Source organism: Thioalkalivibrio sp. ALE20 (assembly GCF_000381405.1).
Taxonomy (GTDB): domain Bacteria; phylum Pseudomonadota; class Gammaproteobacteria; order Ectothiorhodospirales; family Ectothiorhodospiraceae; genus Thioalkalivibrio.
The window spans coordinates 321,476-342,164 of the sequence record NZ_KB906471.1 but is presented as its reverse complement, the minus strand read 5'-3'; the positions used below and the strand labels follow the sequence as shown (position 1 = coordinate 342,164).

Here is a 20,689-nt window from a genome sequence, read left to right as displayed (position 1 = left end):
GGCGACTGTCGAGGCTGCGAAGAGGCATGACATGAACAAGGAGATCCTGCTGGTCGTCGACGCCGTTTCCAACGAGAAGGGCGTCGAGAAGGGCGTTATCTTCGAGGCCCTGGAATCGGCCCTGGCGATGGCCACGCGCAAGTATCACGGTGGGCGCATGGATGTGCGCGTGAGCATCGACCGCGAAAGCGGCGATTACGAGGCCTATCGCCGCTGGACGGTGGTGGACGACGAGGATCCCGAGTTCGAGTCTCCCGACTATCAGATGCTGCTGTCCTACGCGCAGCAGAAATACCCGGAGATTCAGATCGGCGAGGTGATCGAGGAACCGGTCGAGGCCGTGGATTTCGGTCGCATCGCCGCGCAGACCGCCAAGCAGGTGATCGTGCAGAAGGTGCGCGATGCCGAGCGGCAGAAGGTGGTCGAGGAGTACGAGGACCGGGTCGGTTCGCTGGTGATGGGGATCGTCAAGCGTACCGACCGCAACGGGACCTACGTGGATCTGGGTAACAACGCCGAGGCCCTGGTCCCGCGCGAGCACATGATCCCGCGCGAGACGGTACGCACCAATGACCGCCTGCGCGGTTATCTCAAGGAGATTCGGCCGGATGCCCGCGGACCGCAACTGATCCTCAGCCGGACCGCGCCGGAGTTCCTGATCGAGCTGTTCAAGCTCGAGGTCCCGGAGGTGGGGCAGGAGATCATCGACATCCTCGGGGCGGCCCGTGATCCGGGCATGCGGGCGAAGATCGCGGTGCGCTCGAATGACCCGCGGCTGGATCCGGTGGGGGCCTGCGTGGGCATGCGCGGTTCGCGCGTGCAGTCGGTCTCCAACGAGCTCGCGGGCGAACGCATCGACATCATCGTGTGGGACGAGAATCCGGCGCAGTTCGTGATCAACGCGATGTCACCGGCGGAGGTCCTCTCGATCGTGGTCGACGAAGAGAAACAGTCGATGGACATCGCGGTGGCCGAGGACAAGCTTTCCCTGGCGATCGGGCGCGGGGGGCAGAACATTCGCCTGGCCTCGCAGCTGACCGGCTGGGAGCTCAACGTGATGACCGAGGAGCAGGCCGAGGAGAAGAGCGAGGCCGAGGCCCGGCAGCTGGTGACCTACTTCATGGAGGCGCTGGACGTCGACGAGGAAGTGGCCGGGATCCTGGTGCAGGAAGGCTTCAGTACCCTGGACGAGGTCGCCTACGTCGAAGAAGCGGAGCTTCTGTCGATCGAGGAATTCGACGAAGACGTGGTCGCGGAACTGCGCAACCGGGCGAGCGATGCACTGCTGACGCGGGCGATCGCGGCGCAGGACGGCGGCGGTGGCGAGCCGGCCGAGGATCTGCTGAACATGGACGGCATGACCGTGGCTCTGGCCAATCGGCTGGCGGCGAGCGGCGTGTGCACCATGGAGGATCTCGCCGAGCAGGCGGCCGATGATGTGGTGGAAATGCTGGGCATCTCCGAGCAGGAGGCGTCCGAGTTGATCATGACCGCGCGCGCTCCCTGGTTCGAAACCGGGGAATGACCGCGACGCAGCGGCGGTGGTCGGGCAGCGGCACGCCGGAACAGAATCTGGAATGGAGGTAGCGCCATGGCGCAAATGACAGTGCAGCAATTCGCGGAATCGGTGGGCAAGCCCGTCGATCGTCTCCTGGAGCAGCTCAAGGAGGCGGGCGTCGAGGTGGCCGGGCCCGAGGCGCCCATCACTGATGCCGAGAAGCGCCAGCTGCTGGACCATCTGCGCCAGAGTTCCGCGGGCGGGTCGAGCGACCGTGTGACGCTGCGGCGGCGTTCCCAGGCGCAGACGCTGAAGGTCAGCTCGGGCCAGGGCAAGACCAAGACGGTTAACGTGGAGGTGCGCAAGAAGCGCACCCTCAAGCGCAAGCCGGCGGATGCAACACCGGCGCCGGAGGATCGCCCCGAGGCGGCCGAGGGTGTGGAATCCGAAGCCGGTGCGGCACCGGAAGAGACCCGTGCCGATGCAGAATCGCCGGTGACCCCGGAAGCCGAGGAGGCCGCAGCCGGCGAGGCGCCGGTCGCGGAGCCGGAGGCGGAAGCGCCGGCGGATGAACCGGTGGCGGCCGAGGCGCCGGAGCCGGAACCTGAACCGGCGGTCGACGAGGCCGCGGCGGAGGAACCGACGGACGTCGAAGAAGAGCCCGAAGCGGCGGAGTCGGCCGCAGCCGAGGCACCGGAGTCATCCCAGGCGGAAGAGGCGGACGAGGAACCGGCCGCCGCCGCGGAAGAATCGCCGGCCGCTCCGAAGAAGCCGCTGAGCCGTACGCAGCAACTGGCCATGCAGCTGGAAGCCGAGCGGGAAGCTCAGCGCAAGGCCGTCGAGGCGCGCAAGCAGGAAGAGGTCGAACGCGAGGAGCGCCAGAAGCGCAAGCAGGAAGAGCAGGAGAAGCAGGAGGCGAAGCGCGAGAAGGAAGAACAGGCGCGCCTGGAACGCGAGGCCGCGCAGCAGCGCCAGGCACCGGCGCCCGCCGCGGCGCCGGCGGAACCCGCCAAGTCCGGCAAGGGCCGCAAGGGTGGCCGCAAGGACGACCGCAAGGAACTGCATGTCGCCGGCGACCGTCGCGGTCGGCGCAAGAAGGGTGACAAGGGCAAGGGTGCCGGTCAGTCGCAGGCGGCCCAGGCCGTGGCCGGCAAGCACGGCTTCGCCAAGCCGACCGCACCGGTGGTGCGCGAGGTGGAAGTGCCGGAGACCATCACCGTGGCCGATCTGGCGCAGGCGATGGCGATCAAGGCACCGCAACTGATCAAGACCCTGATGGGCATGGGCGTGATGGCCACCATCAACCAGTCCATCGATCAGGAAACGGCGATGCTGGTGGTCGAGGAGATGGGCCATACCGCGGTGCCGGCCAAGGAAGAGACGATCGAGGACCAGATCGAGGTGGCCCAGGAGCAGACCGGCGAACCCAAGGCGCGTCCGCCGGTGGTGACCGTGATGGGCCACGTCGACCACGGCAAGACCTCGCTGCTGGACCATATTCGCAAGACGCGCGTGGCCTCCGGCGAAGCCGGCGGGATCACCCAGCACATCGGTGCCTACCACGTCGAGAACGGGCATGACGGGGTGACCTTCCTGGATACCCCGGGGCATGCGGCGTTTACGGCGATGCGGGCGCGCGGTGCGCAGTCCACGGACATCGTGATCCTGGTGGTGGCGGCGGATGACGGCGTGATGCCGCAGACCCTCGAAGCCATCAACCACGCCAAGGCGGCCGGTGTGCCGATGGTCGTGGCGGTCAACAAGATCGACAAGCCCGAGGCGGATGCCGACCGGGTGATCAACGATCTCGCGCAGCACGAGGTGATCCCCGAGGAATGGGGTGGCGACACCCAGTTCATCCGGGTCTCGGCGCATTCCGGGGAGGGCATCGACGAGCTGCTGGAAGGCCTGGGTCTGCAGGCGGAGCTGATGGAGCTGATGGCCCCGGACGAGGGGCCGGCGCGCGGTGTGGTGATCGAATCGCGACTGGACAAGGGCCGCGGCCCGGTGGCCACGGTGCTGGTGCAGTCCGGCAGCCTTAAGCATGGCGACATCGTGCTGACCGGCAAGGAATACGGCCGCGTGCGGGCGATGTTCGACGATACCGGCACGGCGGTGAAGGAAGTCGGGCCGTCGATGCCGGTCGAGATCCTCGGTCTGTCGGGCGTGCCCGAGGCCGGCGACGAGATGCTGGTGGTCGCGGACGAGAAGACCGCCCGCGAAGCGGCCGAATATCGGGATGCGAAGCAGCGCGAGCGCAAGCTGGCGGCGCAGCAGGCGGCCAAGCTGGAAAACATCTTCAACCAGATGCAGGAAGGCGACGTCGGCACGGTCAACATCCTGATCAAGGCCGACGTGCAGGGATCCGCCGAGGCGTTGCGCGAATCGCTGGTCAAGCTGTCCAACGAAGAGGTCCGGGTCAAGGTGATCTCCACCGGGGTCGGCGGGATTTCCGAGTCGGACATCAACCTGGCGACGGCCTCGGACGCCATCGTGATCGCGTTCAACGTGCGCGCCGATGCCGGCGCCAAGCGGGTGGCGCAGGAAAACGGGATCGACGTCCGCTACTACTCGGTCATCTACGAGGCCATCGAGGACGTGAAGCAGGCCCTGTCCGGGCTGCTGGCGCCCGAGACCCGCGAGGAAATCGTGGGCCTGGCCGAGGTGCGCGAGGTGTTCAAGGCCTCGAGCTTCGGCCAGGTGGCCGGCTGCCTGGTGGTCGAGGGTTCGGTCAAGCGGGGCAACCCGATCCGCGTGCTGCGTGACAACGTGGTGGTGTACGAGGGCGAGCTGGAAAGCCTGCGCCGCTTCAAGGACGACGTGAACGAGGTCCGCGCCGGTACCGAATGCGGTATCGCGGTGAAGAACTACAACGACGTGAAGGCCGGGGACCAGATCGAGGTCTTCCAGCGCGTCGAGGTCCAGCGGTCGCTGTAATGCCCGGACCCCGCGACTTCCAGCGCAGTGACCGGGTCGGCGAGCAGATCCAGCGCGAGCTCGCCGAACTGGTGCGCGTCGAGGTGAAGGACCCGCGGGTCGGCATGGTGACCATCTCGGGGGTGGAGGTCTCGAAGGATCTGGCCCACGCCCGGGTGTATTTCACCCGGCTGGGCGGCGAGGAGGGCGGTCGCGAGGCGCAGCAGGGCCTCAACAGCGCGGCCGGCTTCCTGCGTCGGGCGCTGGGCAGCCGGATTCGTATGCGCAGCATCCCGCAACTGCGGTTCATCTACGATGATACGCCCGAACGCGGCGCGCGCATGTCTTCGCTGATCAGTCAGGCGCTTGCGGAGGATCGCGAGCGGCACGGCGACGGTGATGCGGAGGCCGGAGCGGAAGGCGGCGGGGACCCGGATGCCTCCGGTGATCCCGACGTCCCGCAGGACCGGTAAACCGATTCCCCGTGGCGCGCAGGAAGGGGCGCAACGTCGACGGCATCCTGCTGCTCGACAAGCCGCAGGGGCTCAGTTCGAACCAGGCGCTGGGTCGGGTGAAATACCTCCTCGGGGCGCGCAAGGCGGGCCATACCGGCGCCCTGGATCCACGGGCGACCGGGCTTCTTCCACTGTGTTTCGGGCAGGCGACCAAGGTGTCCGGCTGGCTGCTGGACGCGGACAAGCGTTATGTGGCTGTCGCGCGGCTGGGTGTGGAGACCGACTCGGCGGACATGGACGGAGAAATCCTTGCCGAGTCCCCGGTTCCCGCGATCACGGACGAGGATCCGGCGCGGCTGGAACGCGGTTTCACCGGCGATCTGGAGCAGGTTCCCCCGATGGTCTCGGCCCTGAAGAAGGACGGCCGGCGGCTGTACGAGCTGGCGCGCGAAGGGGTGGAAGTGGACCGTCCTCCGCGGCCGGTGCGGATCCATTCGCTGAATATCGAACGGCTGGCGGATGATCGCCTGCGGCTGGAGGTGCATTGCAGCAAGGGCACCTATATCCGGTCGCTGGTGACCGATATCGGGGAAGCCCTCGGCTGCGGTGCGGCGGTTGAAGAGCTGCGGCGCACCGGCCACGGGGCCTTCGCGGCCGACGCCATGTGGACCCTGGAAGCCCTGGAGCAGCGTTTCGAGGAGGGCGGTGCAGCGGCGATCGAGGCCTGTCTGCTGCCGCCGGAGGCCGCCCTGTCCGGCTGGCCGCAGCTCCATCTGGGTGCCGCCGGAGCGGCGGCACTGCGCCACGGGAATCCGGCGGGAGCGGAAGCGGTGAGCGAGCGCATCGCGGGTGTCTCGCCGGCTGCGGACGAACCGGAAGCGGGCGGGGTCCTGGTACGCCTGCACGGGCCCGCAGGCGAATTTCTCGGCGTGGGGCTGGAGGCCGGGGACGGCACGATTCGCCCGCGGCGTCTGTTCGTCACCGGCTGAGGCCCGCTGCAACCGACCTCATTCGCGGCGATACGCGGGCACCGGGTCCGCGATCAGCGCGGCCAGCTGCTCCGCCGACATCGGCCGCGCGAGGAGATACCCCTGGGCCTCGTTGCAGCCCTCCCGAATGATCAGGTCGCGCTGGGTGGCGGTCTCGACGCCCTCGGCGATGACCGTCAGCCCCAGCTTGTGACCCATGGCGATGATGGACGCGGTGAGGGCGGCATCGGCGGGGTCGCAGTCCGCCCCCTGCACGAACGAGGCATCCACCTTCAGCCGTTGCACCGGCAGGCGCTTGAGATAGCTGAGCGACGAATAGCCGGTACCGAAGTCGTCGATCGCCAGCTGTACGCCCATTGACCGCAGTTCCTCCAGGGTGGCGATGCCGCGCTCGGCGTGGTCCATGACGAAGCCCTCGGTGATCTCCAGCTCGAGCCTGTGGGGTTCCAGCCCGGTCTCGGCGAGCACCGACCGCACGTCCGTGACGATATCCCCGAACAGCACCTGGTGGCCGGAAACATTGACCCCGATCCGGCCCAGACGCTCCGGTCCCCATTCGCGCGCCCGGCGTACCGCTTCGCGCAGCACCCAGCGGCCAAGCAGACCGATGGTGCCGTTTTCTTCCGCCACCGGGATGAATTCCGCCGGGCTGATCATGCCGAACTCCGGATGGCGCCAGCGGACCAGGGCTTCGGCACCGGCCAGGCTCTCGCCGGGCAGGTCCCACTGCGGCTGGAACACGACCTCCAGCTCGTCGCCCTCGATGGCTCGTCGCAGGCCGGCCTCGATCGCCAGCCGGCGCTGGCTGGCGTCGGTGAGGTCGGCGGTGTAGAGCTGCACGTTGTTGCGCCCGCGTGCCTTGGCGCGGTACATCGCCGAGTCCGCGTTGCGGATCAGCATGTCCGGGGTTGCGGCGTCGTCGGGGAACAGGCTGATGCCGATGCTGGCGCCGATGAACAGCTCCTGACCGGCGACGTGGAACGGCGACTCCAGTGCACGCAGCAGCTCGTGTGCGACGCTGGCGGCGTCCTCCGCGGTGGCGATGTGTTCGGTCAGCACCACGAATTCGTCGCCGCCATGGCGCGCAATGGTGGAGTGCCGGTCGATGGCGCCCAGCAGGCGCCGGGCGACCGCTTCCAGGAGCTCGTCTCCGCGATGATGGCCCAGACTGTCGTTCACGTACTTGAAGCCGTCCAGGTCGACGAACAGTACCGCCAGGCGCTCGTCGTGGAGTCGGCAGCGTTCAATCGCGCGCGCCAGGCGCTGGTCGAGCTGGGTGCGGTTGGGCAGATCGGTGAGCGGATCGTAGTTGGCCAGATGACTGACCCGGCGCCGGGCTTCTTCGCGGCTGGTCACGTCGCGGGCGACGCCGAAGATGTCCACCACCCGGTCGCCGTCATAGCGGACCCGCGCGTTGAGCTCCAGGACCACCCGTTCGCCGGAAACGTCGGTGACCTCGGCGCGTGCCGGAGGCAGGTCGGCGTCGCTGCCGCCGTCGATCGGCACCGCGGTGCCCTCGAGATAGGGCAGGAAGGGTTCGACCAGCGCGCGCAGGGTGGTCTCCGGCAGGCGGTCCATGCTGCGGCCGAGGACCCGCTCCACGCCGGGCGAGATGTAGCGCGCCCGACCCGAGCGGTCGAAGCGATAGACGAAGCCGCTGGCGTACTCCAGCAGATCCTCCTGCTCCTCGGACGCGCGCTCCAGGGCCTCGGACTGCGCCACCACCTGGCGTGACAGCGGCCGGATCACGCCGATCAGCCCCAGTCCCGACAGCAATGCCATGCCCAGTACCAGTGTGACCGGCAGCGCCAGGTGGGCCATCATGCCGGCGTAGAGTTCCTCCTCCGGTACGGCCATCGCCAGCCCCCAGCCCGGGCGTACCGGCACCGCAAAGACCACCTCGCCGTCCGTGCGCTGCAGGGCCTGCGATCCTCCGCGGGCCTGCTGCAGTGCCGGGGCCACCGGGTTCCCGGCGCCGGTCGGCATCAGGCTCCAGGTGATGTCGTCCACCCGCAGCACCACTCCCTGCGGGCCCTCCAGCCAGGCGGCCTTGCCGCCCTCGGCGGCGGACTCCAGCACGCCGACCATGGCCTCGGCGGGGAACACCAGGATGTCGGCGCCCAGCCATTCGTCCTCGCGCGAGAGGATCGGCACCGCGATCATGATCCAGGCCCGGCCCTCCCCGGCCAGATGGTCCCGCATGCGGGTTTCGCGCATTGCCGGGTCGATGTCCGGCCAGTAGATCGGGTCCGGGTTGGCGTCGCCCACCGCCAGTACCTGGCGGCCTTCCGCATCCAGGCGGATGATGCCGGCCGCGCCGGAGGGGCGCAGGGCATCTTCCAGTTTGTCGTGACTGAAGTCCTGCAGGTCTTCGAGATCGGTCGCGCCACGATTGTAGGCGGCCAGTTCGTCGCGGATGCGGCTGCGGCTGGCGACCTGCCACGCGATGTCCTCCAGGCGGTCGAAATACTGCGCCACCGCCTGGCCGTGATGCTGCAGCGCGGCCTGCTGCGCCAGATCCGCGCGGTCGCGCGCCTGCTGATAATAGGCATGGGCGGTAAGGCTGGCCGCGATCAGGCCCAGCAGCACCAGCACCGCCAGTGCCAGCAGCAGGATGCGGGCCTGGAGCCGGCGGGTTTCCTGCGTGGCCATGACCGTCCCTGTCGGGGAGTGATGAAGTTCACAATATACCAGAATCCCCCGCGCGGCGGCCGTCGGCCCGTTCGCTGTTCACGCTGCTTGAGCGCGTGCTAACATACGCGCCTGTTCGCCAGCGCCACTGGCCACTCAGACAGACGGTTCAGGAATCAGGAGTCAGCCTTACATGTCGCTCACTACCGAAGAGAAGTCGGCCATCGTCGAGAAGCACAAGCGCGATGCCAACGATACCGGATCGCCCGAGGTGCAGATTGCACTCCTGACGGCGCGCATCCAGCATCTGATGGGCCATTTCGACAAGCACAAGCAGGATCACCACTCCCGGCGTGGCCTGCTGAAGATGGTCAGCCAGCGTCGCAAGCTGCTGTCCTATCTCAAGCGCAAGGACGTCGAACGCTATCAGTCGATCGTGAAGGAACTGGGCCTGCGCCGCTAGGCCCCGCCCCTCGGGCCCGCGCCTCCGGTGCGGGCCCGTTTGTTTGGGCCCCTGTTCGGGGCATCGATTGCGGCCAGAACTTTACGGGGCCCGCCGTCCGCTGCAGCAAGGCGGCCGGTCGGCGGGCCGCATCGGGATTCAAAGGGAAACGGGAAAAAACGTGTCATACAAGAAGTCGTTCCAGTACGGAAATCACACCGTAACGCTCGAAACCGGAGACATTGCCCGCCAGGCCAGCGGCGCGGTGCTGGTCAACATGGCCGAGACCGTGGTCCTGGTCACCGTGGTCGCCCGCAAGGAGGCCGACCCGGGGCGCGACTTCTTCCCCCTGACCGTCAACTACCAGGAACGGACCTATGCCGCGGGCAAGATCCCGGGCGGATTCTTCAAGCGTGAAGGGCGCCCGAGCGAGAAGGAAACCCTGACCTCGCGCCTGATCGACCGTCCGATTCGTCCGCTGTTTCCCGAAGGCTTCAAGAACGAAACCCAGGTCATCGCGACGGTGGTCTCGATCAACCCCGAGGTGGATCCCGACATCCCCGCGATGATCGGTGCTTCCGCGGCGCTGGCACTCTCGGGTGTGCCGTTCGGCGGGCCCATCGGGGCCGCCCGCGTGGGGTACCGCGCCGGTGAGTACCAGTTGAATCCGAGCTTCAGCGCGCTGGAGGAATCCGAGCTGAACCTGGTCGTGGCGGGGACCGAGAACGCGGTCCTGATGGTGGAGTCGGAGGCCAGCGAGCTGTCCGAGGAAACCATGCTGGGCGCGGTGATGTACGGTCACGAACAGCTGCAGGCTGCGATCCGCGCGATCAACGAACTGGCGGCCGAGGCGGGGGAACCCGCCTGGGACTGGCAGGCGCCGGAGAGCGAGGCCTCGGTGGAAGAGCGCGTGGCCGCCGCCGCGCGCGACGAGCTGACCGAGATCTACCAGATCGCCGACAAGCAGACCCGCAGCCAGCGCCTGAGCGAACTGCGCAGCCGCCTGGTCGAATCCCTGGCCAGTGACGACGAATCCGGCCCCGATGCCGATGCGGTCAAGACGGCCCTGCACGATCTGGAATACCGCCTCGTGCGTGACCGTATCCTGGACGGCCACCCGCGCATCGACGGCCGCGACACGAAGACCGTGCGCCCGATCGATGTGCAGACCGGCATCCTGCCGCGGGCCCATGGCTCCGCGCTGTTCACCCGGGGCGAGACCCAGGCGATGGTGGTGGCCACCCTGGGCACGGACCGCGACGCCCAGGTGATCGACGCGATCGAGGGCGAGCGTCGCGACCGTTTCATGCTGCATTACAACTTCCCGCCGTACTGCACCGGGGAGACCGGTTTCGTCGGCTCGCCCAAGCGTCGCGAGATCGGCCACGGCCGGCTGGCCAAGCGCGGCGTGGCCGCAGTGATGCCGAGCGACGAGGACTTCCCCTACGTGGTGCGCGTGGTCTCCGAGATCACCGAGTCGAACGGCTCCAGTTCCATGGCCTCGGTGTGCGGTACCTCGCTGGCGCTGATGGACGCCGGTGTGCCGCTGAAGGCCCCGGTCGCGGGCATCGCGATGGGGCTGATCAAGGAAGACGACCGCTTCGCCGTGCTCTCCGATATCCTCGGCGATGAGGACCACCTGGGCGACATGGACTTCAAGGTCGCCGGGACCTCGGGCGGCGTGACCGCACTGCAGATGGACATCAAGATCGACGGGATTACCCGCGAGATCATGGAACAGGCGCTGGAGCAGGCGCGCGAAGGCCGGCTGCACATCCTCGGCTGCATGAACGCCGAGCTGGACACCCATCGTCAGGAGATGTCCGAACACGCACCGCGCTTCATCACCCTGAAGATCAACCCGGACAAGATCCGCGACGTGATCGGCAAGGGCGGCGCGACCATCCGTACCCTGACCGAGGAGACCGGTACCACCATCGACATCGGGGACGACGGCACGGTCAAGATCGCCTCCACCGATGCCGCCGCCGGCAACGAGGCGAAGCGCCGCATCGAGGAGCTGACCGCCGACATCGAGGTGGGGCGTCAGTACACCGGCAAGGTCGCCAAGATCATGGACTTCGGCGCATTCGTGTCGATCCTTCCGGGTCGTGACGGGCTGGTGCATATCTCGCAGATCTCCGACGAGCGCGTGGAGAACGTGAGCGACTTCCTGTCCGAGGGCGATTCGGTCACCGTCCGGGTGCTGGAGGTCGACAAGCAGGGCCGCATCCGGCTCAGCATGAAGGCGGTCGAAGAGGACGCCTGAGCAGCTTTCCTTCGAGGGCGACAGGCATGGATCTGGTCAGCATACGCAAGAGTTACCGGCGTTACGCACGGCACTACGACGCCACCTTCGGACGGGTCTTCGCCACCGGGCGGCACAGTGCGCAGAAGACCCTGGCGCCGCTGGAAGGCAAGCGGGTGCTGGAAGTGGGCGTGGGCACCGGGATCTCCTTCCCGGAGTACCCGGACGGCGTGGACCTGGTGGGGATCGACGTCTCGCGCGAGATGCTGCAGGTCGCGCAGGAACGCATCAACGGCGGTCTGCCGGGGGTGCGCGGCGTGGCCGAGATGGACGCCGAGGCACTCGGTTTTCGCGACGACAGCTTCGACGCCGTGGTCGGGATGTACGTGGCGTCCGTGGTCCCCAATCCCGATCGCATGTTTGCCGAGATGTGGCGGGTGTGCCGTCCGGGCGGACAGATCCTGCTGGTCAACCATTTCGCGTCCCGGCAATGGCTGCTGCGCGGGGTGGAACGCAGCCTGCGGCCTCTTTCGCGGGCGGTGGGCTTTCGTCCGGACATGGAGCTCGACCACTTCGTGCACCTGACCGGCTGCGAGCCCGAGGCGGTGGAACCCGCCAGCCTGTTCGGTTACTGGAAGCAGGTGGCGTTCCGCAAACCGGCCGGATAACCCGAGCCCTCCGGCGCGCTTGCGCCCACAGGCCTGAACCCCTTACGGTCTTGCGGGAATCATCCCGTGCCCGCATGCGTGGCATGCCTACTCCGGGAAACCGCCGATGACTCAGCGTGACCAGGCCTCTTTCCAGTCTTTCCACTACCGGCTTCTGCTGCTCGTGCTGGCCGCCATCGTGTTGCTGGGCGCAGTGCTGGCGACCGTGGCGTATCAGATGCTGGAGGGCGAGACGCGCGAAGCGGTGCGCTCGGAAGTGACCTCTACTTCCGAGTCCACCGCACTCTACGTATCCCAGTGGTTTTCCTCCAATGCGCGCCTGATCGAGGGGCTGGCCGAAGAGGTGCCGGTCGGGCGCGATCCGCGTCCGGTGCTGCAGCAGTTCGAGCGCATGGGCGAGGTCGATCTGACCTATGTCGGTGACGCGCAGGGCGGCATGATCATGTCGGATCCCGAGGCTTCACTGCCGGGTGATTTCGACCCGCGTACGCGACCCTGGTACGAGGGCGCGCTGCTGAACGATGGTCTGTATATCACCACGCCGTTCGAAGATGCCGCGCAGGACCGGCTGATCATCTCCATGGGCGCGCCGGTCTACCGCGACACCGGCGAGCTGCACGGGGTGGCGGCCGGGGACATCGGCCTGCAGGAGGTGGCTGCCAGCGTGGCCGGTCTGGATCTGCGCTGGGACGGCCATATGGTGCTGGTCGACGAGGACGGCATGGTGGTTGCCCACCCGGATTCCTCGCGGGTGCTGCAGCCGCTGGTGGATGCCATCGAGGAAGGCGGCGGTTTCGACCCGCTGGACCCGTCGTACGAGGGTGAGCTGCGCGAGGTGGTGATGGATGGCGAGGAACGCCTGCTGCACGCCACTCCCATTCCCGGTACGGACTGGTACCAGGTCCTGAGCCTGGATCGCTCGGCCGTGACCGAACCGCTGCGCGATCTGCTCTGGCAGTTCGCCCTGTGGACCGTGGTGGCCGTGGTCCTGGTGGGAAGCGGCACGGCGCTGATCCTCAACCGGCTGGTGCGGGTGCGCCGGGAACTGGAGAGCGAGATGAAGCTCGCACGCGAGCAGGCGGAGAGCGCCACCCGCGCGAAGAGCGAGTTCCTGGCCAACATGAGCCACGAGATCCGCACGCCGATGAACGCGATCATCGGCATGAGTCACCTCGCCCGGCGGACCGAACTGACCCCCCGTCAGCGGGGGTACATGGACAAGATCGACAATGCGGCCCAGCGCCTGCTCGGCCTGATCAACGACATCCTCGATTTCTCCAAGATCGAGGCCGGCAAGCTTGAACTGGAAGATGCCCCGTTCCACCTCGATTCCGTGCTCAACGGGGTCACCGACGTAGTCGGTCACCGGGCCGAGGAGAAGGGCCTGGAACTGGTGCATCACGTCGCCCCGGGGACCCCGCGGGACCTGCGCGGGGATGCCCTGCGTCTGGGGCAGGTGCTGACCAACCTGGTGGGCAACGCGGTCAAGTTCACCGAGCAGGGCGAGGTGGTGGTGAAGGTCTCCGCGGAGGCGGTGGACGACGGCTATGCCACGCTGCGGTTCTCCGTGCGCGATACCGGTCCGGGCATGAACGAAGAAGAGGCGCGCCGGCTGTTCCGTTCCTTTACCCAGCTGGATGCCTCGATCACCCGGCGCCAGGAGGGGACCGGCCTGGGGCTGGCGATCAGCCGCCAGCTGGTCGAGATGATGGGCGGTGACATCGGCGTGGAAAGCACGCCCGGCCAGGGGTCGACCTTCAGCTTCACCGTGCGCCTGGCGGTCGAGACCGAGCCGGCTCAACCGGAACGTGCGTCCTTCTCACGCTCGCTGCGCGGCCACCGCGTACTGGTGGTGGACGATTCCGCCGCGGCGCGCGAAACCCTGGCCGCCATGCTGCGCGACCTCGGTATCGACGCGGATACCGCCGCCTCCGGCCCCGAGGCGCTGCAGGTACTGGAGCGGGCGCCGGAGCAGGGCCTGGCATACGACATGGTCCTGACCGACTGGCGCATGCCGGGCATGGACGGCCTTGAGGTCGCCCGCCATATCAATTCCGGCCGCAAGCGGCAGGTGCCATCGGTGCTGATGGTGACCGGCTTCAGTCGCGACGAGGTTCTGCAGCAGGCGGAGGAGACCGTGGACGGGATCCTGCTGAAACCGGTGACCGAATCCACGCTGCACGACACCATGGTCGAGCTGCTGCAGGTGGCTGACGCCGAGCAGGCCCCGCGCGAGGCGGCCCCCGAGCCGGACGACGAAGTGCCACGGCTGGACGGGGTCCGCGTCCTGCTGGCGGAAGACAACGCCATCAACCGGGATCTCGCCGTGGAACTCCTGGAGGACATGGGCTGCGAGGTCACCACGGTGGAGAACGGCCGCGAGGCGGTGGATGTCGCGCGGGCCGACGCGTTCGACGCGGTCCTGATGGACATCCAGATGCCGGAGATGGATGGCCTGACCGCGACCCGCCGGCTGCGGGAGGACCCCGCGCTCGCCCGGCTCCCGGTGATTGCGATGACCGCGCACGCGATGGCGGGGGATCGCGAGAAGAGCCTGGATGCGGGGATGAACGACCACGTGACCAAGCCGATCGACCCGGAGGCACTGGCTCGGACCCTGGCGACCTGGGTGGCGCGTCATGCGGCCTCCGGCGGGACGGCCCCCGGGATGGACCGCGCACCCACGGAGGGCCGCGAGCCGGCGGCATTCGAGGCGGCGCCGGTCACGGATGGCGCCGCCGGGGAAACCGCGGCCCCCGCGCCGAGTGCCGGTGGCGGCGTGGACGGATTGCCCGACGAGCTGCCGCCGTTCGACCTGCCGGCGGCACTGGCGCGCTGCAACGGCAAGGCGTCGCTGCTGCGGCGCATGATCCTCGGCCTCGAGGAGCGCTACCGTGATGTGGGAACGGAACTGCGCGGCCTGCTGGATCGGGATGAGCTCGAGGACGCCCATCGCCTGGCGCATTCGCTGAAGGGCGTGGCCGGGTCGCTGGAGCTGCATGCCGTGCGGGAGGCGGCCGAGGCGATCGAAATCGAGCTGGCCGGCGGCGACACGCAGTCCGCCCGCGCTCGCCTGCCCGATCTGGAGTCGCATCTGGCCCCCGCCATCGAGGCCGCCCGCAGCCTGAACGCTGCCGACGGGGCCACGGGTGGTGCGCCGGAGGACGCTTCCGCCGGGCCGGTGGCCCCGACGGGCGGAGCCCTGCCCGTCCCGGCCCTGCAGGAGTTGCGGGCCCTGATCGAGAGCAACAATCTCCGCGCCCGGTCCGAGTTCCGTGCCCTGCAGGAGGGGCTGCTCGGTCGGGGGCATGACGCCACGGTGCGGGAACTGGAGGCCCGGATCGAGGAACTCGATTTCGAGCAGGCCCTGGCCGCCCTGGATCGGCTGCTGGAGCAGGCCGGGGAGGAATCATGAACAGCGCGCATCGGGCACGCATCCTGGTGGTGGATGACGAACCGGCGAACATCGAGCTGCTGGCCGGCATCTTCGAGGACGAGCACGAGGTGCTGTTCGCCACCAACGGACACAAGGCCCTGGACCTGGCGGCCTCGGCTCGGCCTGACGTGATCCTGCTGGACGTGATGATGCCCGGAACCGACGGGTTTCAGGTCTGCGAGTGGCTGAAATCGGAGCGTGCCACGGCGAGCATTCCCGTTATCTTCATCACCGGCGTGGGGGACACCGAGGGCGAGGCGCGCGGGCTGGAACTGGGCGCGGTTGACTATGTGAACAAGCCGATCAATCCCCCCGTGGTGAAGCTACGGGTGCAGCATCAGATCGAACTGAAACGGGCCCGCGACCAGCTGACCCGCATGGCGGTCACCGATGGCCTGACGGGACTCGCCAACCGGCGTCAGTTCGAGGAGACCCTGGAGGGGGAGAACGCCCGGCTGGCCCGTTCCGGAGGGGAACTCTCGATCATCCTGCTGGACATCGACTATTTCAAGCCGTTCAACGACACCCTCGGTCATGTGCGCGGCGATGACTGCCTGCGCGAGGTGGCGCGGGTACTGGACGCGAGCGTCTCGCGCTCGGCCGATCTGGCGGCGCGGTACGGCGGCGAGGAATTCGCCTGCATCCTGCCGGATACGGCGCTGGCGGAGGCAGTCACCGTGGCGGAACGGGTGCGCGTCGCCATCACCGAGCTTGCCATCCCGCACCCGGCGTCCGAAGTGGCGGATCGCGTGACCGCCAGCCTCGGGGTGGCGAGTCTGCAGTGCCAGCCGCGCCGCTCCGCGCTGCGGGTGGTGGCGCGCGCCGACGAGCAGCTCTACCGGGCCAAGGCCGAAGGCCGCAACCGGGTCTGCGCCGCGGACGGACCGGAGGAGTAAGCGGGGCTCAGGCGCGGGTGAACAGCGGGAGTTCGTGGCGCCGGGCGTTGGCGGCCAGGAAGCGGCCGCGCCCGGGCCGCTCGGCCTCGAGGGCGTCGAGACACTGCGAGGCCTCGCCCGCCACCGTCGCCAGGAACACCTCCAGTTCGCGCGGGTCCACCCGCGGCGCACCGAAGGCGCCACCGCTTTCCGTCGGGTGCCAGAACAGCCGCGGCTGCCAGTTGCAGCCCTGAATGCGCGGATCCTCGAACAGGGCCTGCACGCGTTGCAGCAGTTGCGGGTCGTGGTCGGCGCTCACGCTCATCCGGCCTGTCCGTAGCGGCGTTCGATGTAGGCCTCGACGCGGGCCTGGAAGTCCTCGGCGATATGCTCGCCCTTGAGGGTCACGGTCTTCTCGCCGTCTTCGTAGACCGGCGCGACCGGCTGCTCCCCGGTGCCGGGCAGGGAGATGCCGATGTCGGCATGCTTGCTCTCGCCGGGACCGTTGACCACGCAACCCATCACCGCGACGGTCATCTCCTCGACCCCGGGGTAGTGCTGGCGCCAGGTCGGCATCTGCTGGCGGATGTAGCTCTGGATGTCCTGTGCCAGGTGCTGGAAATATTCGCTGGAGGTGCGGCCGCAGCCGGGGCAGGCCACCACCGAGGGCAGGAAGCTGCGCAGGCCCATGCTCTGCAGGATCTCCTGCGCGATGCTGACCTCCTGCGTGCGGTCCCCGCCGGGCTCCGGGGTCAGCGAGATACGGATGGTGTCGCCGATGCCCTGCTGCAGCAGGACGGACAGCGCGGCGGTGGAGGCGACGATCCCCTTGGCCCCCATGCCGGCTTCGGTCAGGCCCAGGTGCAGGGGGTAGTCGCAGCGCGCGGCCAGATCCTGGTAAACCCGGATCAGTGGCTGCACGCCACTGACCTTGGCCGACAGGATGATGCGGTCATGCGGCAGGCCGATGCGTTCGGCCTCGGCGGCGCTCTCCAGCGCCGAGGTGATCAGGGCCTGCTCCATCACCGCCTGGGGTTCCAGCGGCTCCGGGCGCTGCGCGTTCTCGTCCATCATGCGCGCCAGCAGTTCCTGATCGAGGCTGCCCCAGTTCACGCCGATGCGGACCGGACGGTCGAAGCGGATGGCGGTCTCGATCATCGCCTGGTATTGCGTGTCGCGCTTCGAGCCGCGACCGACGTTGCCCGGATTGATGCGCAGCTTGGCCAGGGCCTCGGCGCATTCGGGGTATTCGGTCAGCAGCTTGTGGCCGTTGAAGTGGAAGTCCCCCACCAGCGGCACGTCCAGGCCCATCGCGTCGAGCCGCTCGCGGATCTCCGGCACCGCCTTCGCGGCATCGGCCGAGTTGACCGTGATGCGCACGATCTCCGAGCCGGCGCGAGCCAGTTCGGCCACCTGGACCGCGGTGCGCAGGGCGTCGGCGGTGTCGGTGTTGGTCATCGACTGGACCACCACGGGATGCTCGCCGCCCACGGTCACGGGACCAACGCGGACGGGGACGGTGCGGTGCCGGACGGGAGGCGTGCTCATGGTCGTGTACTCGCGTGCTGGGTCGGGCCGGATCGGGTGCCGAGTCTAACGCAGTCGCGCGGGCCTGCCGAGCCGCCGCAGGCCGCGCGGGTGCTTGTGCGGCGGTGATGCCCGTTACAGGCCCAGCACGGCCACGGCCACGCCGAAATAGATCAGGATGCCCCCGATGTCGACCACCGAGGTGATCAGCGGCGCGCTGGCCACCGCCGGGTCCAGCCGCAGGGCGGTCAGGGCAAACGGCAGGAGCATGCCGAACATCGCGCCGAACACCACCACCAGGAACATGCCCAGGGCGATGGCGTTGGCGACCTCCAGCGAGCCCAGCCAGTTGCCGGAGAGCCAGATGGCGGCCGCCAGGGTCACGCCCAGTGCGGTCGAGACCAGCAGTTCCTTGCCCCCCAGGCGCCAGGCGTCGCGCAATCGGACATCGTTGACCGCCAGCGAGCGCACCACCAGGGTTGCGGCCTGCGAACCGGTGTTGCCGCCGGTGGCGATGACCATCGGCAGGAAGAAGACCAGCGCGACCACCGCCTCGATGGCCGCCTCGTAGCGGGCGATCGCCAGCCCGGCAAAGATGTTGACCACCACCAGGATCAGCAGCCAGCCGATGCGCTTGCGGTACAGCAGGCCCATGCTGGCGTCGCGCAGCGACAGCACCACGTCGCCCACCGCGGCCATGCGGTGGAAGTCCTCGGTGGTTTCCGCGCGCAGCACGTCCATGACGTCGTCGACGGTGATGATGCCCAGCATGTGGCCCTGGTCGTCGACCACCGGCAGCACGTTGAGGTCGTAGTGGCTGATGCGGTGGGCCGCCTCCTCGCGGTCCTCCTCGGCGGTGATGCTGGCCACGTCGGTGTGCATCAGGTCGGCAACCCGCGCGGAGGCGCGTGCCAGCAGCAGCTCCTTCAGCCGCACCCAGGCCAGCAGCTCGCCGGCCGCGGTGGTCACGAAGACCGTGTTCACGGTCTCCGCCACCTCGTGGTGGGCGCGCAGATGCTCCATGGCCTCGCTCACCGTCCATTCGGGCTGCACGGTGACGTACTCCGGGGTCATTACGCGCCCGGCGCTTTCTTCCGGATAGGCCAGCAGCGAGCCCACCGCCTCCTGGCTCTCCGCCGGGAGGGTCTCCATCAGGGAGTCGGCATGCTCGTCGCCCAGGCCGTCGATCACCGCCACCGCATCGTCCAGCGAAAGGGCGGCGACCAGGTCCGCGGCCTGCTGCTCGTCCAGCGCGGCCAGCACCCGGGACTGATGATCGGGCTCCAGGTGCGCGTACACCGGCGCGGCGCAGGCTGGCTCCAGACGCTGGAAGAAGGCGACCGCCTGATCCTCGGACAGGGTCTCCAGCGCATCCGACAGGTCGGGCGCCGCATGCGCGTTGCAGATCGCGTTCAGCGGGCCGTCGGAGCCCTGCTCCAGGGCGGTGCGCAGGGTGTCGGGGAGGTTGTCGATGTCGTGATCGGTCGGACTCATGCGGATTCCCCTCAGGCCGGCGTGGCAAGTCCGAGCATGGCCACGGCCAGCGAGAAATAGATGGCGATGCCGCCAAGGTCGGCGATGGCGGTGACCAGTGGCACGCTGGCGGTCGCGGGGTCGAGCTTGAGGCTGCGCAGGATGACCGGCAGCAGCATGCCGACCATGCTGGCGAAGGCCACGATCAGGGTCATCGCGATCGCCACCAGCACCGCGATCTCCATGCCGCCGCGCCACAGGCCCAGCAGCGATACCGCGATCCCCATGCTGACGCCGATCCCGGTGGCCACGCCCAGTTCCTTGGCCCACAGGCGCAGCCAGTCGCGCGTGGTGACCTCGCCGGTGGCCATCGCGCGCACCATCAGGGTCGAGCTCTGCGCCCCGGCGTTGCCGCCGGAGTCGATGATCAGCGGCAGGAAGAACACCAGCACCGCCACCGCCTCGATGGCCTCCTCGTACTGCGAGATCATCAGGGCGCCCAGGGTGTTGAACGCCACCAGCCCCAGCAGCCAGCCGACCCGCTTGCGATACAGCAGGAACGGGCTCGCCTGGCGCGGACTCAGCGGGAGGTTGCCCACCGAACCCAGCTTGTGGAAATCCTCGGTGGACTCGGCCTCGATCACGTCCATGACGTCGTCCACCGTGACCACGCCCAGCAGCTCGCCGTTCTCGCCCACCACCGGCAGGCTCTCGATGTCGTAGTGCTGGATGCGCCGCGCGGCCTCGACGCGGTCGGCGTCCACCTGCACGGTGTAGGGCGACTCGTCGTCGATCAGGCTGCGCACCGGGCTGTCGGGCTCGGCGCGCAGGAAGCGCCGGATGGGGATGGCGGCCAGCAGGGTGCGGTCATCGTCGACCACGAAGATCACGTTGTTGGAGTGTTCGTCACCGGTGCGCCGCACATGGGCCAGTGCGCGCTTGAGCGTCCAGTCCGGGGCCACCGCGACCACCGACGGCGACATCACCCGGCCGACCGAATCCTCGGGGTAGTTGAGCTGTTTCAGGGCACGGCGGATGGCGCGGAACGGCAGCAGGCGCAGGTATTCGCGCAGGCGTTCGGCGTCCAGGGTCTGCAGCAGCGCGGTGAGGTCGTCGGTCTCCATCTCGGAGAGCAGAAAGCGCGCGTCCTCGCGTGACGACGCACCCAGCAGTCGCAGCTGGAAGGGGATGGCGAGATAGGCGAAGACATCGGCCTTGCGCCCGGGATGCAGCCGGTTGAAGATCGGGGTAACGTCGTCCGCGGGCAGCTCCATCAGCGCATGCGCGATGTCCTGCACGCGCATGTAGTCCAGCAGTTCGTCCAGGCCGGTGCGGTCGTCCAGCCGGACCAGTTCGCGCAGCTCGATGATGGACTGTTCGAGGTTGTGTTCCATGCCCTGCTCCCGGCGGTCGATGGCGGATCACCGGCACGCGCGGCGCGGTGACGACGAGGGACCGTCGTAATCGGATTTCCAGGACGGGGCAGATCGCAGGATCCGGCCGCCTCCCGGCGCTCTGGTGTCATGAGGCC

14 protein-coding genes are annotated in these 20,689 nt (G+C 68.4%); 9 read left to right on the top strand and 5 right to left on the bottom strand.

Annotated features, from left to right (window positions below; all coding sequences use genetic code 11):
• Nucleotides 1-31 precede the first annotated feature (31 nt).
• From nusA to truB, 4 genes are all read left to right on the top strand, one after another.
• The gene (nusA, locus tag F790_RS0101655; protein ID WP_018869947.1) at nt 32-1,525 is read left to right on the top strand and encodes a transcription termination factor NusA; all 1,494 of its coding nucleotides are present in this window, start codon (nt 32-34) and stop codon (nt 1,523-1,525) included.
• A 66-nt stretch (nt 1,526-1,591) separates the two neighbouring features.
• A complete protein-coding gene (gene infB / locus F790_RS0101650; protein WP_026332820.1) occupies nt 1,592-4,435 on the top strand; it encodes a translation initiation factor IF-2 in 2,844 nt (947 codons plus the stop codon).
• Nucleotides 4,435-4,887, top strand: a complete 453-nt coding sequence (gene rbfA / locus F790_RS0101645) for a 30S ribosome-binding factor RbfA (RefSeq protein WP_019021187.1) — start codon at nt 4,435-4,437, stop codon at nt 4,885-4,887. The genes infB and rbfA overlap by 1 nt, the downstream gene beginning before the upstream one ends.
• Nucleotides 4,888-4,898: 11 nt before the next feature.
• The gene (truB, locus tag F790_RS0101640) at nt 4,899-5,858 is read left to right on the top strand and encodes a tRNA pseudouridine(55) synthase TruB (protein WP_019590685.1); all 960 of its coding nucleotides are present in this window, start codon (nt 4,899-4,901) and stop codon (nt 5,856-5,858) included.
• A gap of 18 nt (nt 5,859-5,876) precedes the next feature.
• Here truB and F790_RS0101635 read toward each other — a convergent pair whose 3' ends face one another.
• Nucleotides 5,877-8,510: an EAL domain-containing protein gene (locus F790_RS0101635; RefSeq protein WP_019590684.1), complete on the bottom strand. Its 2,634-nt coding sequence runs from the start codon at nt 8,508-8,510 to the stop codon at nt 5,877-5,879.
• A gap of 172 nt (nt 8,511-8,682) precedes the next feature.
• Here F790_RS0101635 and rpsO point away from each other — a divergent pair, with 172 nt between their 5' ends.
• The 5 genes from rpsO to F790_RS0101610 all read left to right on the top strand — a co-directional run bounded on the left by rpsO (nt 8,683) and on the right by F790_RS0101610 (nt 16,179).
• Nucleotides 8,683-8,952, top strand: coding sequence for a 30S ribosomal protein S15 (gene rpsO, locus F790_RS0101630; protein WP_018869942.1), 270 nt, complete (start codon nt 8,683-8,685; stop codon nt 8,950-8,952).
• Between the two features lie 160 nt (nt 8,953-9,112).
• Nucleotides 9,113-11,200, top strand: coding sequence for a polyribonucleotide nucleotidyltransferase (gene pnp / locus F790_RS0101625; RefSeq protein ID WP_019590683.1), 2,088 nt, complete (start codon nt 9,113-9,115; stop codon nt 11,198-11,200).
• 26 nt (nt 11,201-11,226) lie between these two features.
• Nucleotides 11,227-11,847 carry a class I SAM-dependent methyltransferase gene (locus F790_RS0101620; protein WP_019021183.1) on the top strand — a complete coding sequence of 207 codons (621 nt, stop codon included), beginning with the start codon at nt 11,227-11,229 and terminating at the stop codon, nt 11,845-11,847.
• A gap of 106 nt (nt 11,848-11,953) precedes the next feature.
• On the top strand, nt 11,954-15,262 hold the full coding sequence (locus F790_RS0101615; RefSeq protein WP_019590682.1) for a response regulator: 3,309 nt from the start codon (nt 11,954-11,956) through the stop codon (nt 15,260-15,262).
• Complete coding sequence (locus tag F790_RS0101610) at nt 15,259-16,179, top strand: diguanylate cyclase (protein ID WP_019590681.1); 921 nt, start codon at nt 15,259-15,261, stop codon at nt 16,177-16,179. Before F790_RS0101615 ends, F790_RS0101610 begins: the two co-directional genes overlap by 4 nt.
• 7 nt (nt 16,180-16,186) lie before the next feature.
• Here the strand turns inward: F790_RS0101610 and F790_RS0101605 are convergent, their stop codons facing one another.
• From F790_RS0101605 to mgtE (F790_RS0101590), 4 genes are all read right to left on the bottom strand, one after another.
• Nucleotides 16,187-16,483 carry a hypothetical protein gene (locus F790_RS0101605; protein WP_019590680.1) on the bottom strand — a complete coding sequence of 99 codons (297 nt, stop codon included), beginning with the start codon at nt 16,481-16,483 and terminating at the stop codon, nt 16,187-16,189.
• Nucleotides 16,480-17,706, bottom strand: a complete 1,227-nt coding sequence (gene ispG / locus F790_RS0101600; protein WP_026331263.1) for a flavodoxin-dependent (E)-4-hydroxy-3-methylbut-2-enyl-diphosphate synthase — start codon at nt 17,704-17,706, stop codon at nt 16,480-16,482. The genes F790_RS0101605 and ispG overlap by 4 nt, the downstream gene beginning before the upstream one ends.
• A gap of 114 nt (nt 17,707-17,820) precedes the next feature.
• The gene (gene mgtE / locus F790_RS0101595; RefSeq protein ID WP_019590678.1) at nt 17,821-19,179 is read right to left on the bottom strand and encodes a magnesium transporter; all 1,359 of its coding nucleotides are present in this window, start codon (nt 19,177-19,179) and stop codon (nt 17,821-17,823) included.
• Between the two features lie 11 nt (nt 19,180-19,190).
• Nucleotides 19,191-20,552 (bottom strand): magnesium transporter, encoded by a 1,362-nt coding sequence (gene mgtE / locus F790_RS0101590; RefSeq protein WP_019590677.1) that lies wholly within the window; start codon nt 20,550-20,552, stop codon nt 19,191-19,193.
• Nucleotides 20,553-20,689: the final 137 nt, after the last annotated feature.

Coding starts and splice junctions, on each gene's coding strand:
- rpsO (WP_018869942.1), top strand. CDS start 8,683: ATGTCGCTCACTACCGAAGAGAAGTCGGCCATCGTCGAGAAGCACAAG.
- mgtE (WP_019590678.1), bottom strand. CDS start 19,179: ATGAGTCCGACCGATCACGACATCGACAACCTCCCCGACACCCTGCGC.
- mgtE (WP_019590677.1), bottom strand. CDS start 20,552: ATGGAACACAACCTCGAACAGTCCATCATCGAGCTGCGCGAACTGGTC.
- ispG (WP_026331263.1), bottom strand. CDS start 17,706: ATGAGCACGCCTCCCGTCCGGCACCGCACCGTCCCCGTCCGCGTTGGT.
- nusA (WP_018869947.1), top strand. CDS start 32: ATGAACAAGGAGATCCTGCTGGTCGTCGACGCCGTTTCCAACGAGAAG.
- F790_RS0101635 (WP_019590684.1), bottom strand. CDS start 8,510: ATGGCCACGCAGGAAACCCGCCGGCTCCAGGCCCGCATCCTGCTGCTG.
- rbfA (WP_019021187.1), top strand. CDS start 4,435: ATGCCCGGACCCCGCGACTTCCAGCGCAGTGACCGGGTCGGCGAGCAG.
- F790_RS0101605 (WP_019590680.1), bottom strand. CDS start 16,483: ATGAGCGTGAGCGCCGACCACGACCCGCAACTGCTGCAACGCGTGCAG.
- F790_RS0101620 (WP_019021183.1), top strand. CDS start 11,227: ATGGATCTGGTCAGCATACGCAAGAGTTACCGGCGTTACGCACGGCAC.
- F790_RS0101615 (WP_019590682.1), top strand. CDS start 11,954: ATGACTCAGCGTGACCAGGCCTCTTTCCAGTCTTTCCACTACCGGCTT.
- infB (WP_026332820.1), top strand. CDS start 1,592: ATGGCGCAAATGACAGTGCAGCAATTCGCGGAATCGGTGGGCAAGCCC.
- F790_RS0101610 (WP_019590681.1), top strand. CDS start 15,259: ATGAACAGCGCGCATCGGGCACGCATCCTGGTGGTGGATGACGAACCG.